Consider the following 16,263-nt stretch of genomic DNA (forward strand, 5'->3'; position numbering starts at 1 on the left):
CTCACATCCCCTGCGGGCCGCGGTTCATGGCCGCGATGCCGGTGCGGCACACTTCCACGAGCCCGAGCGGCTTCACGACGGCCACAAACTGGTCGATCTTGGAGGACTTGCCGGTGATCTCCAGAATGAAATGCTCGACGGTGGCGTCCACCACCTTGGCATGGAAGGCATCGGCAAGCCGAAGCGTCTCGGCGCGGCGTTCGCCCTGCCCCACCACCTTGATGAGCGCCACCTCGCGCTCGATTGGCCGTTCCTGGCCGAGATCGCGCGCCCGCACGGTGAGGTCCACGACGCGGTGCACCGGCACGATCCGCTCGAGCTGCGCCTTGATCTGTTCAAGCACATGAGGCGTTCCGCGTGTCACGATGGTGATGCGCGAAAGGTGAGCCTCATGCTCGGTTTCCGAAACCGTCAGGCTCTCGATATTGTAGCCTCGCCCAGAGAAAAGGCCGATGACGCGGGCGAGCACGCCCGGCTCGTTGCTGACGAGGATCGAAAGCGTATGGCTCTCGACCTTTTCCGTCTCCGGCGAAATGAAATAGGCGGAGCCGGTCGGTTGTTGATGGGCATTCATGATCTTGGGTCCGTTTCCTTAGAATTCAGTTCAAGAAAGCGAGCCCGCATCAGACGAGCTGGCGCCCCTTCGCGTCGATCGCCGTCGCTACCGCTTCGTCGGTCGCCTCGTCCGGCAGCAGCATCTCGTTATGCGCCTTGCCCGAGGGGATCATCGGGAAGCAGTTGGCGAGATTGGCCACCCGGCAATCGAAGATCACCGGCTTGTCGACCGCGATCATTTTTTCGATCTTGTCGTCCAGTTCCTTCGGATCATCGCAATAGAGGCCGACTGCCCCATAGGCTTCCGCCAGCTTCACGAAGTCCGGCATGGCTTCGGTATAAGAGTTCGACAGGCGATTGCCGTGCAGCAATTGCTGCCACTGGCGCACCATGCCCATGTACTGGTTGTTCAAAATGAAGATCTTGACCGGCAGATTGTGCTGGATGGCGCAGGACATTTCCTGGATGCACATCTGGATCGACGCGTCGCCGGCAATATCGATGACGAGCGCCTCCGGATGGGCGACCTGGACGCCGAGTGCGGCGGGCAGGCCGTAACCCATGGTGCCGAGGCCGCCGGAGGTCATCCAGTGGTTGGGCTGCTCGAAGCCGAAGAACTGCGCTGCCCACATCTGGTGCTGGCCGACCTCGGTGGTGATGTAGGTATCCTTGCCCTTGGTCGCCTCGAACAACCGCTCCAGCGCGTATTGCGGCATGATGACGTCCGAAGAGTTCTTGTAGGAGAAGCTCTTGCGCGCCCGCCAGCTTTCGATCTGCGCCCACCATTCCTGGGTCTGCGCCTTTTCCGGCTTCTTCGGCAGCGCCCGCCACAGGCGGACCATATCCTCCAGCACGCTCCCGACGTCGCCGATGATCGGCAGGTCGACCCGGACGGTCTTGTTGATCGAGGACGGATCGATATCGATGTGGATCTTCCGGGAGTTCGGCGAGAACGCGTTGACCCGGCCGGTAATGCGGTCGTCGAAGCGGGCGCCGATGCAGACCATGACGTCGCAATCATGCATGGCCATGTTGGACTCGTAGGAGCCGTGCATCCCGAGCATGCCCAGCCAGTTCTTGCCGGATGCGGGATAGGAGCCGAGCCCCATCAGCGTGGAGGTGATCGGGAAATTGGTGAGTTCCACCAGTTCGCGCAGCAGCCGCGACGCTTCCGGACCGGAATTGACGACGCCTCCGCCGGTATAGAGGATCGGCCGGCGCGCCGAGGCCATCAGCTCGACCGCCGCCTGGATCGCACCGAGATCGCCCTGGACCTTCGGCTGGTAGCTGGACTTGACGGGCGTTTCCGGACGCGGCGTATAGGTGCCGGTCGCGAACTGGATATCTTTCGGGATATCGACGACGACAGGACCGGGCCGCCCGCTCTGGGCGATACGGAAGGCCTCGTGGATGATGCCGGCAAGCTCGTTGACGTCCTTGACCAGCCAGTTGTGCTTGGTGCAGGGGCGGGTAATGCCCACCGTATCGCATTCCTGGAAGGCGTCGGAGCCGATCAGCGTGGTCGGGACCTGGCCGGAAATGCAGACGAGCGGAACGGAATCCATCAGCGCGTCCTGCAGCGGCGTTACCGCATTGGTCGCGCCGGGGCCGGAGGTGACGAGCATGACGCCGACCTTGCCGGTGGAGCGGGCATAGCCTTCGGCAGCGTGGCCGGCCCCCTGCTCGTGCCGCACGAGAATGTGCTGGATATCGTCCTGCTGGAATATCTCGTCGTAGATCGGCAGCACGGCGCCGCCCGGATAGCCGAAGATATGCTCCACGCCGTTGTCCTTCAGCGCTTTCAGAACGATCTCCGCGCCCGTCATGCGATTGTCAGTATCCGTCATTGCTCTCGTCCATTCGCCGGTGATTTTGGTGCATTAAGCTCATTGCGAGCCGGATTGAAGGCATAAAAAAAGGCCCCTTGAGGAGCCTGTCTTTCCGCGCATGGGTGGCTGTCGCCGGATGGTTACACCATCCTGCCCATGCGCGGTCCCACCACAATAAGTGCGCTCGAAATCTTCATGGTGCGAAGTGTTAGCCACATAATCGGCATTCGTCAACTTGGCCCTGCGTCAAAAAATGCCACCTCGATTTTTTCGCGGCGGCCGAACCGCCGCCCGCTACACCACTTGTTAAACCGGCGGCGATACAATTCCCGGCATTTCAAGGGATAGCGCGAGCTCGCTGACGAGCCGCAAGCCAACCCCAGCGACAGGGGCCAGTTTTGCTGAACAACGACCTCCATCGTTCCATCTCGGCCGGCGAGCACGACCGGCGCGATCTTCAAAAGGCCGGCGACCGCCTGCTCGGCCGGGTCGTCGCCTGCAGCGGATCGCATGCCACGATCGCGGCTATTGCCGCGGATGGTGACACGGAGGTTGCGGAACTCTGGTCCGTCGGCCGCCTCATCTCCATCGCGGTCGGGGAAAACCGGGTGGTGGCTCTCGCCTATTCCATGCAGACCAGCCGTCAGGACTGGAGCGAGCGCGAGGACAACAGCTTCCATATCGAAGTCGAGCTTCTGGGTGAGGTCCGCACGCGCCCGGATGGCCGGGACGAGTTTTCCACCGGCATATCGCGCTATCCGCATCTCGGCGCCATGGCCCACCGCATCCGCGCGTCCGACCTGCTGCGCATCTACGACACCGGCAAGAGCGACACCTGCGTCATCGGCAAGATCACCCAGGACGAGACCATAGACGCGACGATCCACATCCCATCGATGCTGTCGAAGCATTTCGCGATCGTGGGTTCGACGGGCGTGGGCAAGTCCACGGCCGTTTCGCTGCTGTTGCACAAGGCGATCGAAACCGACCCCAAGCTCAGGGTGCTGATCCTCGATCCACATAACGAATTCGCGGCCGCCTTTCCGGACCACGCCGTCGTCATCGATACCGACAAGCTCGACCTGCCCTTCTGGCTGATGAAGCTCGACGAATTCGCGGAAGTGGTGTTCCGCGGCCGCCCGCCGGTCTCGGAGGAGATGGATATCCTGCGCGATCTCATTCCCGAGGCCAAGCGCGCCTTCCGGGGCAGCGAGGGCTCGCCGGCGCGGCGCAGCGTGGAGCGGAGCTCGATCACCGCCGACACGCCGGTTCCCTATCGCGTGGCGGACCTCCTGGCCTTCATCGACGAACGCATCGGACGGCTGGAAGGACGCGGCGAGAAGCCGTCCCTCCGCTCGCTCAAGGTGCGGATCATGTCGGCGATCAACGATCCGCGCTATCATTTCATGTTCTCCAACAATACGATCAGCGACACGATCATGGAGACGATCGCGCATATCTTCCGCATTCCGGGCGGAGACAGGCCGATTTCCACCTTCCAGCTTGCGGGCATCCCTTCCGAGGTCGTCAATTCGGTCGCGTCCGTGCTTTGCCGCATGGCGTTCGAGATCGCGCTCTGGAGCAATGGCGCGATCCATGTTCTGGTGGTCTGCGAGGAGGCGCACCGCTATGTGCCCGCCGACCGGGAACTCGGTTTCTTCCCCACCCGGCAGGCCATTTCCCGAATCGCCAAGGAGGGCCGCAAATACGGCGTGTCGCTCGGTATCATCACCCAGCGGCCGGGCGAGCTCGACCAGACGATTCTTTCGCAATGCTCGACAGTGTTCGCCATGCGGCTTTCCAACGAGCGCGACCAGGAAATCATCAAGTCCGCGATCCCGAATTCCTCCATCTCCACGACGAGCTTCCTCTCCTCGATCGGCAACGGCGAGGCGATCGCCTTCGGCGAGGCGATTTCCGTGCCGATGCGCATGCGTTTTTCGCGCGTCGACCGCCTGCACCTGCCGAAGGCGCATGGGATAGCAGAAAGGCAAACGGAAGAGACGCCGGACACTGTGGATCTGCGCGCGGTCATTACCCGCATGCGCGCGATAAGCGGCCCGGACATTTCCACCTTCCAGCGCCGCTACGAGGCGGCGACCGCACCGGACAATCTGGCCTTCGAAGGCAGCCCGGAAGTCCATGACTTTCCGCCGGCAAGCGACGAGGAATTCGAGCGTTGGGATCGCGAGATGCATGGCGATTCGAGACCAACCGCCGACCCGTCAGGGAGCCCCGAGGCCCCGCGGATAGAGCCCTACAGGCCCGACATGCTGCCCCGCGGCGATGCCTCTGCCAAGCAGCCTTCGACGCCATGGCCCGATCGCTTCGCCGAACTGCGCAAGCAGCGCTTTCCCGAGCCTGCCGCTCAGCCCCCTTCGCCGGGCGGAGACGGCCCACGCGCTCCCCTGCCGAGACGCGAGGGTTCGCTGCGGGAAAGCCTGCTGAAGCGGCCCTTGAGCAGCCTCTACGACAAGGATTGAGCGGGCCGACTACCCCAGCCGTTCCCAGCTCTCGTCCATCTGGTTGCGGAACCAGGTCATCTGGCGCTTGGCATACTGCCTCGTCAGCGCCGAGCCTCTTTCGATGACCTCTTCCCTCGTCATCCCGCCTTCCAGCATTTCGGCGATCTCCCGCACGCCGATCGCCTTCATCACCGGTAGATCGGGTGCCGGATCGAGAGCGAGAAGCGCCCTCACCTCCTCGACCGCGCCGGTCTCCAGCATGGTCTCGAAACGGCGATTGATCCGCTCGTGCAGAAGCGTGCGATCCGGCAGCACGACGATCTTGCGCGCCCGCGCCGGATCGATGACCATCGGGCCGCGCCTATCCTGAAACTGCGAGATCGAACGGCCCGTCTCCTCCAGGACCTCGAGCGCGCGGACGATCCGCTGACCGTCCTTGGGTTCGAGGCTTGCCGCGACCGACGCATCCAGAAAGCTGAGTTCGGCATGGAGGGCCTCCGGCCCCACTTCCTTCAAGCGCAGGCGCACCCGGCAACGGATATCCTGCGAGATTTCCGGCATGTCGGAGAGACCGCCGGTCAGCGCCTTGAAGTAGAGCCCCGTGCCCCCGACCAGCACCGGCAGCCTGCCTTCTGCCTTCAACTCCGTCAAAACGGCCGAGACGTCGCGCAGCCATTCGCCGGTGGAATAGGCGCGCGTCGCCGGCACGTGCCCATAGAGCAGATGCGGCACGCCGCGCATCTCCTCGTCCGACGGCCTTGCGGTGAGGACCCGCAATGTATCGTAGACCTGCATGCTATCGGCATTGATCACCACGCCGCCCTGCTCTTCGGCGAGCCGCGCGGCAAGCGCCGACTTGCCGCTCGCCGTCGGCCCGGTTATCAGGATCGCGTCCGCATTATCCAAAAGGTCTTCCATATGGCTTTCGTTGCCACGCTCATCGCCCATCCGTCAAACCCCATTCTGTCACCCGCGCTTGGGGAGAAGGCGGCCGAGGCGGTGAATGCCGCCGGTCTCTACTGGCTTGCGAACGGCATCGCCTGCGATCTCGCGCTGCGCGACGGCGCAGATCCGCGGGCGGCCGAAGCCAATCTGCAGGCCGTGATCGCCGCAAGCCCGATCGACCTCGTGGTGCAGGAGGCCGAAACCCGCCGCAAGAAATTCCTGATCGCCGACATGGATTCCACCATGATCGGGCAGGAATGCATCGACGAGCTCGCCGACGTGGTTGGCCTGAAAGAGAAGGTCGCGGCGATCACCGCGCGGGCCATGAACGGCGAAATCGCCTTCGAACCCGCCTTGCGGGAACGTGTCGCTCTCCTGAAAGGCCTTTCGGTTTCCGTAGTCGATGACGTGATCGCCAAGCGTATCACGCTCACCTCCGGCGGACCGGAGCTCATCGCCACCATGAAGGCGAAGGGGCATTATTCGGCCCTCGTTTCCGGCGGCTTCACCGTGTTTACCAGCCGCATCGCGGCGCGCCTCGGCTTCGACGAGAACCGCGCCAATCTCCTTATCGAGAAGGACGGGCTGCTGACCGGCGAGGTGGCCGAACCGATCCTCGGCAAGCAGGCCAAGATCAACGCGCTGGTCGAGATCAGCGAAAGGCTCGGCATCACGCCGGAAGACGCGATCGCCGTCGGCGACGGCGCCAACGATCTCGGCATGCTGGGGCTTGCCGGCTCCGGTGTAGCATTGCACGCCAAACCCACCGTCGCCGCTCAGGCAAAGATGCGCGTCGACCATGGCGACCTCACCGCCCTTCTCTACATCCAGGGCTACAGGAAAGCGGATTTCGTGACGCCATGAATACCATCATTCATCGCCGTTGAAGCATTACAAAAATGTATGTACACTAGGTGATGCGATGGAATTCGAATGGGACCCTCAGAAAGCAAACCTGAACAAGGCGAAGCACAAGGTCTCATTTGAAATCGCGCAACATGTCTGGGACGATCCGCATCATGTGATTATCCCGGACGGGGTCTATGACGGCGAAGAGCGCTGGCTTGCGATAGGCTCGGTCGCATCGGTGACCATTCTCGTCGTTGCGCATGTCTACCGGAGCGCCGGAGCACAAGAGGTGATCCGTATCATCAGCGCTCGAAAGGCCACTTCGCATGAGAGGAGACGATATGAGCAAGAAGCCTTTTAGTGACGATCAATTGGCCGAACTGGCGGAAATCGCAGCGCTGAACGATGGCGATATCGACACCAGCGATATCCCGGAAATCACGGAAGAACAGTGGCGCCTGGCAAAACGAGGCCACCTTTACAGACCACTGAAAAAATCCGTCACCATCCGGCTGGATGCCGACGTGATCGAATGGTTCAAATCGCACGCTCATGGCAGCGGCTATCAGACCGAAATCAACAGCGTGCTGCGTCAGCATGTTGCCCGGCAGGAAAAGAAGCGGGCATGACGTCCAATCCGATCCACCGGGAAATGCCCACCATCATCCTCGAAACCGAACGGCTGCGGCTGCGGAACTGGCTTGCCTCCGACCGAGACCTCTTCCGCGAGATCAATTCCGACCCGAAGGTAATGGAATTCTTTCCCTTCCGGCGCACACACGCGGAAGCCGATGCGATGATGGAAAAGCTGAACGGCATCATCACCGGGACGGGCCTCGGCTTCTACGCGCTGGAACTCAAGGAAACCGGCGAGCCGATGGGCTTCTGCGGTCTTTCGCTCGCCAACATGCCGGATATCTTTCCGCCGGAGACGGTGGAAATCGGCTGGCGGCTGGCCACCCGCTTCTGGGGCAATGGCTACGTCACGGAAGCGGCAAGCGCGCTCATCGGCTGGGGTTTCGAAAAGGCCGCCCTTGAGGAGATCGTCTCTTTCGCTGTGGCCGGCAACCGGCGCTCCACGGCGGTCATGGAACGGATCGGCCTCAAGCGTGATGCCGGGCGCGACTTCGACCATCCGCGCGTGCCCGACACGCACCCCCACCTGAAGGGCCATGTGGTCTACGCCCTCAGCCGGGAAGAATGGGAGGCCGGCAGAACGCCGGCCTAGGACCAATCGACAATCAGGTTTCGGACGCGGCGCGAGCCGGATTTCGTGGATGGCAAGGAGAAGGAACCGACGTGGAGCATAACTCCACGAGGGGCCTTCGACGCAGCAAGGCGCGAAATCCGCCGCGTCCCACGCTGCGCCAGCCGGCCTGAAGGCCGGCTAAAGGACGCAGCGCTCTCCGGAACGCGCGCAATCCTTTCCGAAAATGCTGAAGCATTTTCGGGGTTGCGCGTGGGATATGGTGAAAATCGCCCATTTCCGCGTCGCGAAACCTTGATGGAGTTCGGCTCCACCATCGGTTTCGCTCCTAGAACTGAACGATTTTCCCTCATACCGCGCTCCAAACCCTGAATGTCGATTGGCCCTAACCTATTCGAGGGGAACTGCCACGAACCGCAGGTTTCCGGTCGCGTCGGAAATCATCACATGCGCATTGCGGCGGCCTTCCGCCTTCAGCGCCTGAACCTTGGCCACCACATCGGCCGGGCTCGCCATGAAATCCTGCCCGACTTCGACCACCACTTCGCCGGGCTTGAGACCCTTTCCGGCCGCGGCTGAATCCGCCTCCACGGCGGTGATGACGACGCCCTCGACGCTTTCGGCAATGCCGAGGCTCTTGCGGCGCTCTTCATCGAGTGTCGCGAGCGTCATGCCGAGGCTGAGCGTCGGGTCGTCCGTTACTGCCCCGGACTGATCATTGGGCTGATCTCCAGATTGATCCCCGGACTGATCTCCGGATTGGTCACCGGGAGCACCGTTCTCCGGAGCCATGTCCTCGCCCTCGCCTTCGGGCAGCACCGGCTGTTCGGCATCGTCGGCGGCGGCATCGGCGCTGTCCTCCAGACGGCCGAGCGTCACCTTGACGGTCTCTTCCTTGCCGTCGCGCAGGACGACGACGTCGACTTCCTTGCCCACCGCGCTCTCTGCCACGGCCCGCGGCAGGTCGCGCATTTCGCTGACCGGGCGGCCGTCGAAGGAAAGGATGACATCGCCGGAGCGCAGCACGCCGTTGTCGACCGGACCTCCCTTGATGACGCCGGCAACCAGCGCGCCGCGGGCGCGGTCCAGGCCAAGGCTCTGGGCGACCTCGTCGGTCACCGGCTGGATGCGCACGCCGAGCCAGCCGCGGCGCGTTTCGCCGAACTCGATCAGCTGGTGGACGATGTTTTCCGCAAGTTCGGTCGGGACGGCGAAGCCGATGCCGATCGAGCCGCCGGAGGGCGAGATGATGGCCGTGTTGATGCCGATGACCTCGCCCTTCATGTTGAAGAGCGGTCCGCCGGAATTGCCCTTGTTGATGGCGGCATCCGTCTGGATGAAGTTGTCGTAGGGCCCGGCATTGATGTTGCGGTTGCGGGCCGAGATGATGCCGAGCGTCACCGAGCCGCCGAGCCCGAAAGGATTGCCGATCGCCATCACCCAGTCGCCGATCCGCATCTGCCGCGAATCGCCGAAACGCACCGCCTTCAGCGGCGTCTTCGGCTCCACCTTCAACACCGAAAGGTCGGTCTTGGTGTCGGTGCCGACCAATGTGGCCTTGAGCTTGCTGCCGTTCGGGAAAACCACTTCGATATCGTCGGCGCCTTCGATCACGTGGTTGTTGGTCACCACGAAGCCGGCCGGATCGATCACGAAGCCGGAGCCGAGCGAGGAAACCTTCTGGGCCCCGCCCTGACCACCCTGGCCGTCGAAATAGTCCTCGAAGAACTCCTGGAAGGGCGAGCCCTCCGGAATCTGCGGCTGCGGGCCGGCGCCCTCCTCCTTGACGCTCTGGGAGGTGGAGATGTTGACCACCGCATCGAGCAGCCCGCCGGCCATATCGGCGATCGAGGCCGGCCCGGCACCCGGCAGAACCGGCGAAGGCGGCGTGCCCGCAATCGGCGGGGAAGAGGTCGGCGGCGCCGGCAGCATTTCCGCGGCAGGTGGCGCGGGCGGAGCCGGCTGCGCCTCGGGAGCAGGCTGCATGTCAGGGGCCGGCTGTGTATCTGGGGGAACCGGCTGTACCTCCGGAGAAGCTGGTGGCGCTTCCGGGGGAGCAGGCTGTGATTCCGGGGGAGCTGGCTGCGTGTCAGGAGCCGGCTGCGTATCAGGGAGAACCGGCTGCGCCTCCGGCGCGGCTGGAGGAACGGCTGGCCCGGTCGTCTGGGCTGCAGCCTGCAAGGGTCCCGCCAGAACGGCGAAGGCCGCGATCAGCGCGACTGAGCACTTCCAGGACGATTGAACCGAATGGACCATCTGGTTTCCTCGCTATCGGGTATGCCCGGCGGAGTAGCGGGCGGACTGTTGAACTTCGGCCTCAAGTTTCGACCGAGCATAAGGCGGAATAAAGACAGGCGAAATTACCTTTTCGTGAGACCGCCCCCTCACCCGGCATTCGCCTGTGGATGTCTCCACAAAAGATCGGGGCGGCCCGAAGCCGCCCCGATCATCGTTCCGTCAGTTAGCCGGCGCCGCCGGCTGGGCGGGCGCGGCAGGCGGCGTCGCCTGCCCCGGCTGGCCGCCGGAGCCGTTGAAGAAGCGGAAGAATTCCGAATCCGGCGACAGCACCATGGTCGTTCCGCTATTCGCCATCGAGGCCACATAGGCCCGCATCGAGCGATAGAACTGGAAGAAGGCCGGATCGCGCGTGAAGGCTTCCGCGAAGATCTTGTTGCGCTGGGCATCGCCCTCGCCTCGGATGATTTCCGAATCGCGCTGGGCCGCGGAGACGAACTCCACCACCTGGCGGTCGGCGATCGCCCGGCGACGCTGGCCTTCCTCGCCACCACGGGCTCGGATCAGCTCCGCTTCGGCCAGACGCTCTGCCCGCATGCGGGCGAAGGTCTGCTGCGAGACTTCCTGCGTCAGGTCGGTCCGGCGGATGCGGACGTCCTGGATCTTGACGCCGAGAGATTCGGCCGCCTGGTTCAAGTCGTTATGAACCTCGGTCATCATCGAGGCGCGCTCGTCGGAAAGCGCGGCGGTGAAGCTGCGCAGACCGTAGACGCGGCGCAGGCCGGCATCGAGACGGGTGCTGAGACGCGCTTCGGCAGCCTCCCGGTCGCCCGACACGGCCTCCCGGAAGCGGCGGGGGTCTTCGATGCGATAGACCACGAAAGCGTCGACTTCATAGAAGGCGCCGCCGCGAACCTGGACGCGGATATTGTCCAGATCGAAACGCAAGGCGCGATCCTCGATATACTGGACGCGGTCTGCATCCATGAACGCGAAGGGCAGCTTGAGATAGATGCCGGGTTGGCTCTTCACGTCCTGAATCTCACCGAAGCGGACGACGATGGCCTGCTCGCGCTCGTTGACCACGAACACCGAGGAGTAGACCAGGAAAAGGATGACCGCGAGGCCAATCAGAAATGCGGGGAGCTTGTTGGAAATCATCAGTTTGCTCCCTGCTGCGTCGTCACCGGCCGGTTGATTTCATTGAGCGGCAGGTAGGGAACGACGCCCTGGCCTCCCTCGATGATGATCTTGTTCGAGTTCTTCAGCACGTTCTCCATGGTTTCGATGAAGATGCGCTCGCGCGTGACATCCGGCGCATTGGCATATTCCTGATAGATCGAGATGAAGCGCTGCGCCTCACCCTGCGCCTCGTTGACGACGCGGTCGCGATAGGCCGAAGCCTCTTCGCGAACCTGGGCGGCCTGACCGCGAGCCTGGCCGAGCTGCTGGTTCGCATATCGATTGGCTTCCTCGACGATGCGGTCCTCGTCCTGCTCGGCGCGCTGCACTTCTTCGAAGGCATCGGCCACTTCACGCGGCGGGGCCGCATCCTCGATCGGCACGGCGTTGATCGAAATGCCGGAGCCGTAGCGGTCCATGGTGCCCTGAATGATATCGCGAACCTGCGTCGACATACCTTCGCGGTCGTCGCGGAAGAGGTCCTGCGCCGGACGACGGCCGGCGACCTCGCGCATGGCGCTGTCGGCGACCTGCTGCAACGTCTCGGCCGGCGATTCCAGATTGAAGAGATAGGCGCGCGGATCGGTCACCGTGAAAAGCACCGAGAACTGCACGTTGACGATGTTCTGGTCGCCCGTCAGCATCCAGCCCGCGTTCGAATTGCTGGAACCGCGTGCGCCGATATTCTGCTGCTGCTCGGTAACCTTGACGATCTCCACCGTTTCGAACGGCCAGAGATGGAAATGCAGGCCCGGCATGGCGATCTCTTCCTTCGGGCGGCCGAAGCGCAGCTCGACGCCGCGTTCGTCCGGCTGCACGGTGTAGATCGACTGGAATGCGAGGAAGGCGAGGAGGACCAGCGCAATGATCGCGAATGCGCCGCCATTGAAGCCTCCCGGCACGATGCCCCGCAGCCTGTCCTGGCTACGTCGGATGATGTCCTCCAAATCCGGCGGGCCGCCGCTGCCGCCGCCGCGTGGGCGGTTGGGTCCCTGTCCCCAGGGTCCCTGATTGTTACCGCCGCCACCGCCGCCGCCCCAAGGGCCGCCGCCGCCACCATTCTGATTGCTCCAGGGCATCAAAACCTCTTTGTTTGCAAATTCTCCCATCCCAGGAACGACAACTTATAACAGCCGCGGCCAAGGTCATTGCCCGTTATAGGTACGAGTTTCGCGCCTTTCAACGCGGCAACCAATAACTTCCAGGTGTTTGGTAACGAAATGTTTCAGTTTGCCGCAGTGCGGCGGGAATAAACGACGAAACGGGTCGGAAAACTGTCCTTTTCGCCCGCCGGGACGAATAGTTCCTCGCTCTTTTCGAAGACTGCGGGATCTATCGCCGGAAAGAAGGTATCGCCGTCGGCGATCTCTGCTTCCACATGCGTCACATAGAGCCGGTCGGCGACGTCGATCGCCTGGGCGTAGATCTGCCCGCCGCCCAGGATTCCGATCTCATCCGCTCCCGTTTGCGCCGCGACCGCCTGCGCCCGCTCAAGTGCCTCTTCAAGCGACCGCGCCACATCCGCGCCTTCCACATGGAAGGCCGGATCGCGGGTGACGACCACGTGCGGCCGCCCCGGCAGAGGTTTGCCGCCGAAACTCTCCAGCGTCTTGCGCCCCACGATCATCGGCTTGCCGAGCGTCATCGCCTTGAAGCGCTTGAGATCGGTCGAGAGCTTCCAGGGCATGTCGCCATCGCGGCCGATGACGTTGTTCCTGGAGACCGCGACGAAAATCGAAACCGGAACGGCCATCACACCGCTACCGCCGCCTTGATATGCGGATGGGGATCGTAATCGGTGAGCGTGAAATCCTCGAAGCGGAAGGAGAATATATCCCTCACTTCCGGATTGATGTGCATCTTCGGCGGCGCCTTCGGCTCGCGGGTGAGCTGCAGTTTCGCCTGCTCGAAATGATCCGAATAGATATGCGTGTCGCCGAGTGTATGGACGAAATCGCCGAGTTTCAGCCCCGTCACCTGCGCCATCATCATCGTCAGCAGCGCATAAGAGGCGATGTTGAACGGCACGCCGAGGAAGACATCGCCCGACCGCTGGTAGAGCTGGCAGGAGAGCTTTCCGTCAGCGACATAGAACTGGAACAGGCAGTGGCAGGGCGGCAGCGCCATCTCATCCACCAGGGCCGGGTTCCAGGCGGAAACGATATGGCGGCGGGAATTCGGATTGACCTTCAGCCCTTCGACAAGCTGCGCGATCTGGTCGACATGCCGACCGTCGGGCGCCGGCCAGGAGCGCCACTGATAGCCGTAGACGGGGCCGAGATCGCCGCTTTCATCGGCCCAATCGTCCCAGATCGAAACCCCGTTTTCCTTGAGATAGGCGATATTCGTGTCGCCTTTCAGGAACCAGAGCAGTTCATGGATGATCGATCTCAGGTGCAGTTTCTTGGTGGTCAGCAGCGGAAAGCCTTCCGCAAGGTCGAACCGCATCTGATAACCGAAGACGGAGCGCGTGCCCTTACCGGTGCGATCGCCACGATCGATGCCGGTTTCCATGACATGCCGGAGGAGGTCGAGATATTGCTTCATGATACGGCCGCTGATTCCTTGTTACCCTCATATTAGCGCCGACTGCGCCGGCGGGCCACCTGCTTGCCGCCACCTCCACAGAATATGCCTGTCTCATCGTTCGATGCCCGGAATGGCGGAAATTTCTGCGGCGAGGAAATCCACCAGCAGGCGAACCCGGACGATACCGGCCCGCTCGGGCACGATCAGCATGTTCAGCGGCACCGAAGGCAGGGAATATTCCGGTAGGACGGCCTCTAACCGTCCCTCCCCCAACAGATCGTCGACAAGCCAGCGGTGGGTGGGGCCGATGCCGCGGCCGGCGGCAAGGGCCTCCCGCGCGGCAAGCCCGTGATCGACGCGAAAACGCCCGCCGAACGCCACGACATGCCGCACGCCGTCTTCCCCCTGCAGGACGAGCGTGTCGCTTCCCGCCACGTTCGACATGCGAATGCCTTCATGCTCGGCAATGTCCTGCGGGCGAGCCGGCCTGCCATGGGCCGCAAGATAATCCGGCGCTGCGACAAGCAAGCGGCGGCTCTGGCCGAGGGGCCGCAGCTTCATGGAACTGTCGGTCAGCGGTCCGAGCCGGAGCGCGATATCGACGCCTTCCCGCACGAGGTCCACTCGTTCGTCGGTGAGGCTGAGATCGACCCCGATATCGGGATAGCGATCCTGAAAGGCGAAGATCAGGCGGGTGACATGCAGCACGCCGAAGGCCGCGGTGCAGGAAATCCGGATCGTGCCGGCCGGTGCTCCGCGCGCGCCCCGCGCTTCGTCCCCCGCCTGCTCCACGAGACGCAGGATCTGCACGCTGTCGGCATAATAGCGGCTGCCTTCATCCGTCAGCGTCACCCGCCGGGTAGTCCGCGACAGAAGCGGCACGCCGACCGCCTCTTCCAGCTCCCTCAGATGCCGCGTCACCGTGGATTGGCCGATGCCGAGTTCACGCGCCACCGCCGAGAGGCTACCGCGTTCGGCCACCCGGATGAAGGTGCGCATGCGCTCCAATGTGACGTCCGATTTATCCATAATACGGCACAATCATATTCATTGGCCACATCTAGTGGATCACATTCCTTCTGTCTACTTGAGGGTAAGTTCTCATTTCAGAGGAATACCGACCATGAAAGTTCTGCTTGTCTTTGCTCATCCCGAACCGGGTTCCCTCAACGGGGCGCTGCGCGATGTCGCCGTCAACGAACTCGAAGCCCAGGGCCACGAAGTGCGAGTGACCGACCTTTATGCGGAGGGCTGGAAATCCGAGGTCGATCGCGCCGATTTCCCGTCGCTCGCCCCGGATGCGCGTCTTGTGCCGGTTGCGGCGTCCAAGAAGGCCTTCGAGACCGACAGCCTGACGGACGACGTCAAGGCCGAGATCGAGAAGCTTCTATGGGCCGACGTTCTGATCCTCCAGTTCCCGCTCTGGTGGTTCAGCATGCCGGCAATTATGAAAGGATGGGTCGAGCGGGTCTATGCCTATGGTTTCGCCTATGGTGTCGGCGAGCATAGCGACACGCGGTGGGGCGACCGCTATGGCGAGGGAAAGCTCGCCGGCAAGCGCGCCATGCTGATCGTGACCGCCGGCGGATGGGAGGAGCATTATTCCGCCCGCGGCGTCAACGGACCGATCGAGGACCTGCTGTTTCCGATCAATCACGGCATCCTCTATTATCCGGGTTATGACGTCCTGCCGCCATTCGTGGCCTACAAGGTCGATCGTCTCGACGAGGCGGGATTCGAAACCGTCGCGGGGCGCCTGCGCGAGAGAATGCGCACGCTGCAAACCACCGCGCCCATTCCCTACCGGCGGCAGAATGGCGGCGATTATCTGATCCCGAGCATGCAGCTACGACCCGGCCTTGCCGATCCGTCCGCGAGCGGCTTCGCGCTGCATCTCGGCGGCGCCGAGGTGGTCCGCAAGGCGTCCTGACGGATGTCCGGCTTTCCGCCGCGCCTCCCAATTCCCAATATTTTTCAGGCCGCAAACGCGGCCTGCCTCTTTTCATGGCGCCCGGAAACACCTATATCAGCCTTGCCGGGCATCTGCCCGGCTATGGCAATAAACGGTCGGTGTAATAAACCTATTGGACCCGGGGGCGGTACCCGGCGCCTCCACCAAAAACCGGTCGGTCCGAAGACCGGCTTTTGATGGGGGCGAAATAGGATCGACAAGGGTGTAAAGATCGAACTTTTGCTCGGCATGATACCACCGTCATCGGGTCACAAGTGTAGTTGCAAACGACAACAACGCTAAGGAATATGCTCTCGCTGCCTAATGGCGGTGCGGGAATTCCGCTCTAAGTCCTTAGGGTTAGCACCTTAAGGCGGGGTCCGAAGGCACCTGGCAACAGAAGCCTTCACCTTCTCCCTCCAGTCGAATAGTATGTGGTTGACTCGAAGCGTCGCGGGGGTTTTCCCCGAGCCGGCCGCATGGCATAACGCGCTTTGCATAAGACAGAGAATTGGA

15 protein-coding genes and 1 other RNA gene are annotated in these 16,263 nt (G+C 62.8%); 7 read left to right on the forward strand and 9 right to left on the reverse strand.

Going from position 1 to position 16,263, the window contains the following annotated elements; all coding sequences use genetic code 11:
* Position 1: 1 nt before the first annotated feature.
* Together ilvN and YH62_RS02710 are read right to left on the reverse strand one after the other, a co-directional pair.
* The gene (ilvN, locus tag YH62_RS02705) at positions 2–574 is read right to left on the reverse strand and encodes an acetolactate synthase small subunit (RefSeq protein WP_046792595.1); all 573 of its coding nucleotides are present in this window, start codon (positions 572–574) and stop codon (positions 2–4) included.
* Positions 575–623: 49 nt separating this feature from the next.
* On the reverse strand, positions 624–2,402 hold the full coding sequence (locus tag YH62_RS02710; protein ID WP_046792596.1) for an acetolactate synthase 3 large subunit: 1,779 nt from the start codon (positions 2,400–2,402) through the stop codon (positions 624–626).
* Between the two features lie 380 nt (positions 2,403–2,782).
* Here YH62_RS02710 and YH62_RS02715 point away from each other — a divergent pair, with 380 nt between their 5' ends.
* A complete protein-coding gene (locus YH62_RS02715; protein ID WP_046792597.1) occupies positions 2,783–4,867 on the forward strand; it encodes an ATP-binding protein in 2,085 nt (694 codons plus the stop codon).
* Positions 4,868–4,876: 9 nt separating this feature from the next.
* Here the strand turns inward: YH62_RS02715 and miaA are convergent, their stop codons facing one another.
* Positions 4,877–5,767 (reverse strand): tRNA (adenosine(37)-N6)-dimethylallyltransferase MiaA, encoded by an 891-nt coding sequence (gene miaA, locus YH62_RS02720; protein ID WP_046792598.1) that lies wholly within the window; start codon positions 5,765–5,767, stop codon positions 4,877–4,879.
* Between miaA and serB the strand changes: the two genes are divergently transcribed.
* From serB to YH62_RS02740, 4 genes are read left to right on the forward strand one after another with little or no spacing between them, the layout of a single operon-like run.
* Complete coding sequence (gene serB / locus YH62_RS02725) at positions 5,768–6,658, forward strand: phosphoserine phosphatase SerB (RefSeq protein WP_046792599.1); 891 nt, start codon at positions 5,768–5,770, stop codon at positions 6,656–6,658.
* Positions 6,659–6,716: 58 nt separating this feature from the next.
* The gene (locus tag YH62_RS02730; RefSeq protein ID WP_046792600.1) at positions 6,717–7,004 is read left to right on the forward strand and encodes a BrnT family toxin; all 288 of its coding nucleotides are present in this window, start codon (positions 6,717–6,719) and stop codon (positions 7,002–7,004) included.
* Positions 6,985–7,272, forward strand: a complete 288-nt coding sequence (locus YH62_RS02735) for a BrnA antitoxin family protein (protein ID WP_046792601.1) — start codon at positions 6,985–6,987, stop codon at positions 7,270–7,272. The genes YH62_RS02730 and YH62_RS02735 overlap by 20 nt, the downstream gene beginning before the upstream one ends.
* Positions 7,269–7,871, forward strand: a complete 603-nt coding sequence (locus YH62_RS02740) for a GNAT family N-acetyltransferase (RefSeq protein ID WP_245282030.1) — start codon at positions 7,269–7,271, stop codon at positions 7,869–7,871. The genes YH62_RS02735 and YH62_RS02740 overlap by 4 nt, the downstream gene beginning before the upstream one ends.
* A gap of 369 nt (positions 7,872–8,240) precedes the next feature.
* On the opposite strand, the gene YH62_RS02745 is transcribed toward YH62_RS02740, so the two are convergent.
* The 6 genes from YH62_RS02745 to YH62_RS02770 form a co-directional block, all read right to left on the reverse strand.
* Positions 8,241–10,106: a DegQ family serine endoprotease gene (locus YH62_RS02745; protein ID WP_046792602.1), complete on the reverse strand. Its 1,866-nt coding sequence runs from the start codon at positions 10,104–10,106 to the stop codon at positions 8,241–8,243.
* A 201-nt stretch (positions 10,107–10,307) separates the two neighbouring features.
* A complete protein-coding gene (locus tag YH62_RS02750; protein WP_046792603.1) occupies positions 10,308–11,246 on the reverse strand; it encodes a protease modulator HflC in 939 nt (312 codons plus the stop codon).
* A complete protein-coding gene (gene hflK / locus YH62_RS02755; protein WP_046792604.1) occupies positions 11,246–12,346 on the reverse strand; it encodes an FtsH protease activity modulator HflK in 1,101 nt (366 codons plus the stop codon). The genes YH62_RS02750 and hflK overlap by 1 nt, the downstream gene beginning before the upstream one ends.
* Before the next feature lie 146 nt (positions 12,347–12,492).
* Complete coding sequence (locus YH62_RS02760; RefSeq protein ID WP_046792605.1) at positions 12,493–13,020, reverse strand: dihydrofolate reductase; 528 nt, start codon at positions 13,018–13,020, stop codon at positions 12,493–12,495.
* Complete coding sequence (locus YH62_RS02765) at positions 13,020–13,814, reverse strand: thymidylate synthase (RefSeq protein ID WP_046792606.1); 795 nt, start codon at positions 13,812–13,814, stop codon at positions 13,020–13,022. Before YH62_RS02765 ends, YH62_RS02760 begins: the two co-directional genes overlap by 1 nt.
* 93 nt (positions 13,815–13,907) lie before the next feature.
* Positions 13,908–14,825: a LysR family transcriptional regulator gene (locus YH62_RS02770; protein ID WP_046792607.1), complete on the reverse strand. Its 918-nt coding sequence runs from the start codon at positions 14,823–14,825 to the stop codon at positions 13,908–13,910.
* A gap of 94 nt (positions 14,826–14,919) precedes the next feature.
* Between YH62_RS02770 and YH62_RS02775 the strand changes: the two genes are divergently transcribed.
* Together YH62_RS02775 and ssrA are read left to right on the forward strand one after the other, a co-directional pair.
* A complete protein-coding gene (locus YH62_RS02775) occupies positions 14,920–15,726 on the forward strand; it encodes an NAD(P)H-dependent oxidoreductase (protein ID WP_046792608.1) in 807 nt (268 codons plus the stop codon).
* A gap of 65 nt (positions 15,727–15,791) precedes the next feature.
* Positions 15,792–16,158, forward strand: a transfer-messenger RNA (tmRNA) gene (gene ssrA / locus YH62_RS29320).
* Positions 16,159–16,263: the final 105 nt, after the last annotated feature.

It is taken from the genome of Rhizobium sp. LC145 (genome assembly GCF_001005825.1).
GTDB lineage: Bacteria > Pseudomonadota > Alphaproteobacteria > Rhizobiales > Rhizobiaceae > Neorhizobium.

Excerpts from the sequence above, each read along its gene's own strand:
- ilvN (WP_046792595.1), bottom strand. The coding sequence starts at position 574 with ATGAATGCCCATCAACAACCGACCGGCTCCGCCTATTTCATTTCGCCG.
- YH62_RS02710 (WP_046792596.1), bottom strand. The coding sequence starts at position 2,402 with ATGACGGATACTGACAATCGCATGACGGGCGCGGAGATCGTTCTGAAA.
- miaA (WP_046792598.1), bottom strand. The coding sequence starts at position 5,767 with ATGGAAGACCTTTTGGATAATGCGGACGCGATCCTGATAACCGGGCCG.
- serB (WP_046792599.1), top strand. The coding sequence starts at position 5,768 with ATGGCTTTCGTTGCCACGCTCATCGCCCATCCGTCAAACCCCATTCTG.
- YH62_RS02730 (WP_046792600.1), top strand. The coding sequence starts at position 6,717 with ATGGAATTCGAATGGGACCCTCAGAAAGCAAACCTGAACAAGGCGAAG.
- YH62_RS02735 (WP_046792601.1), top strand. The coding sequence starts at position 6,985 with ATGAGCAAGAAGCCTTTTAGTGACGATCAATTGGCCGAACTGGCGGAA.
- YH62_RS02740 (WP_245282030.1), top strand. The coding sequence starts at position 7,269 with ATGACGTCCAATCCGATCCACCGGGAAATGCCCACCATCATCCTCGAA.
- YH62_RS02745 (WP_046792602.1), bottom strand. The coding sequence starts at position 10,106 with ATGGTCCATTCGGTTCAATCGTCCTGGAAGTGCTCAGTCGCGCTGATC.
- YH62_RS02750 (WP_046792603.1), bottom strand. The coding sequence starts at position 11,246 with ATGATTTCCAACAAGCTCCCCGCATTTCTGATTGGCCTCGCGGTCATC.
- hflK (WP_046792604.1), bottom strand. The coding sequence starts at position 12,346 with ATGCCCTGGAGCAATCAGAATGGTGGCGGCGGCGGCCCTTGGGGCGGC.
- YH62_RS02760 (WP_046792605.1), bottom strand. The coding sequence starts at position 13,020 with ATGGCCGTTCCGGTTTCGATTTTCGTCGCGGTCTCCAGGAACAACGTC.
- YH62_RS02765 (WP_046792606.1), bottom strand. The coding sequence starts at position 13,814 with ATGAAGCAATATCTCGACCTCCTCCGGCATGTCATGGAAACCGGCATC.
- YH62_RS02770 (WP_046792607.1), bottom strand. The coding sequence starts at position 14,825 with ATGGATAAATCGGACGTCACATTGGAGCGCATGCGCACCTTCATCCGG.
- YH62_RS02775 (WP_046792608.1), top strand. The coding sequence starts at position 14,920 with ATGAAAGTTCTGCTTGTCTTTGCTCATCCCGAACCGGGTTCCCTCAAC.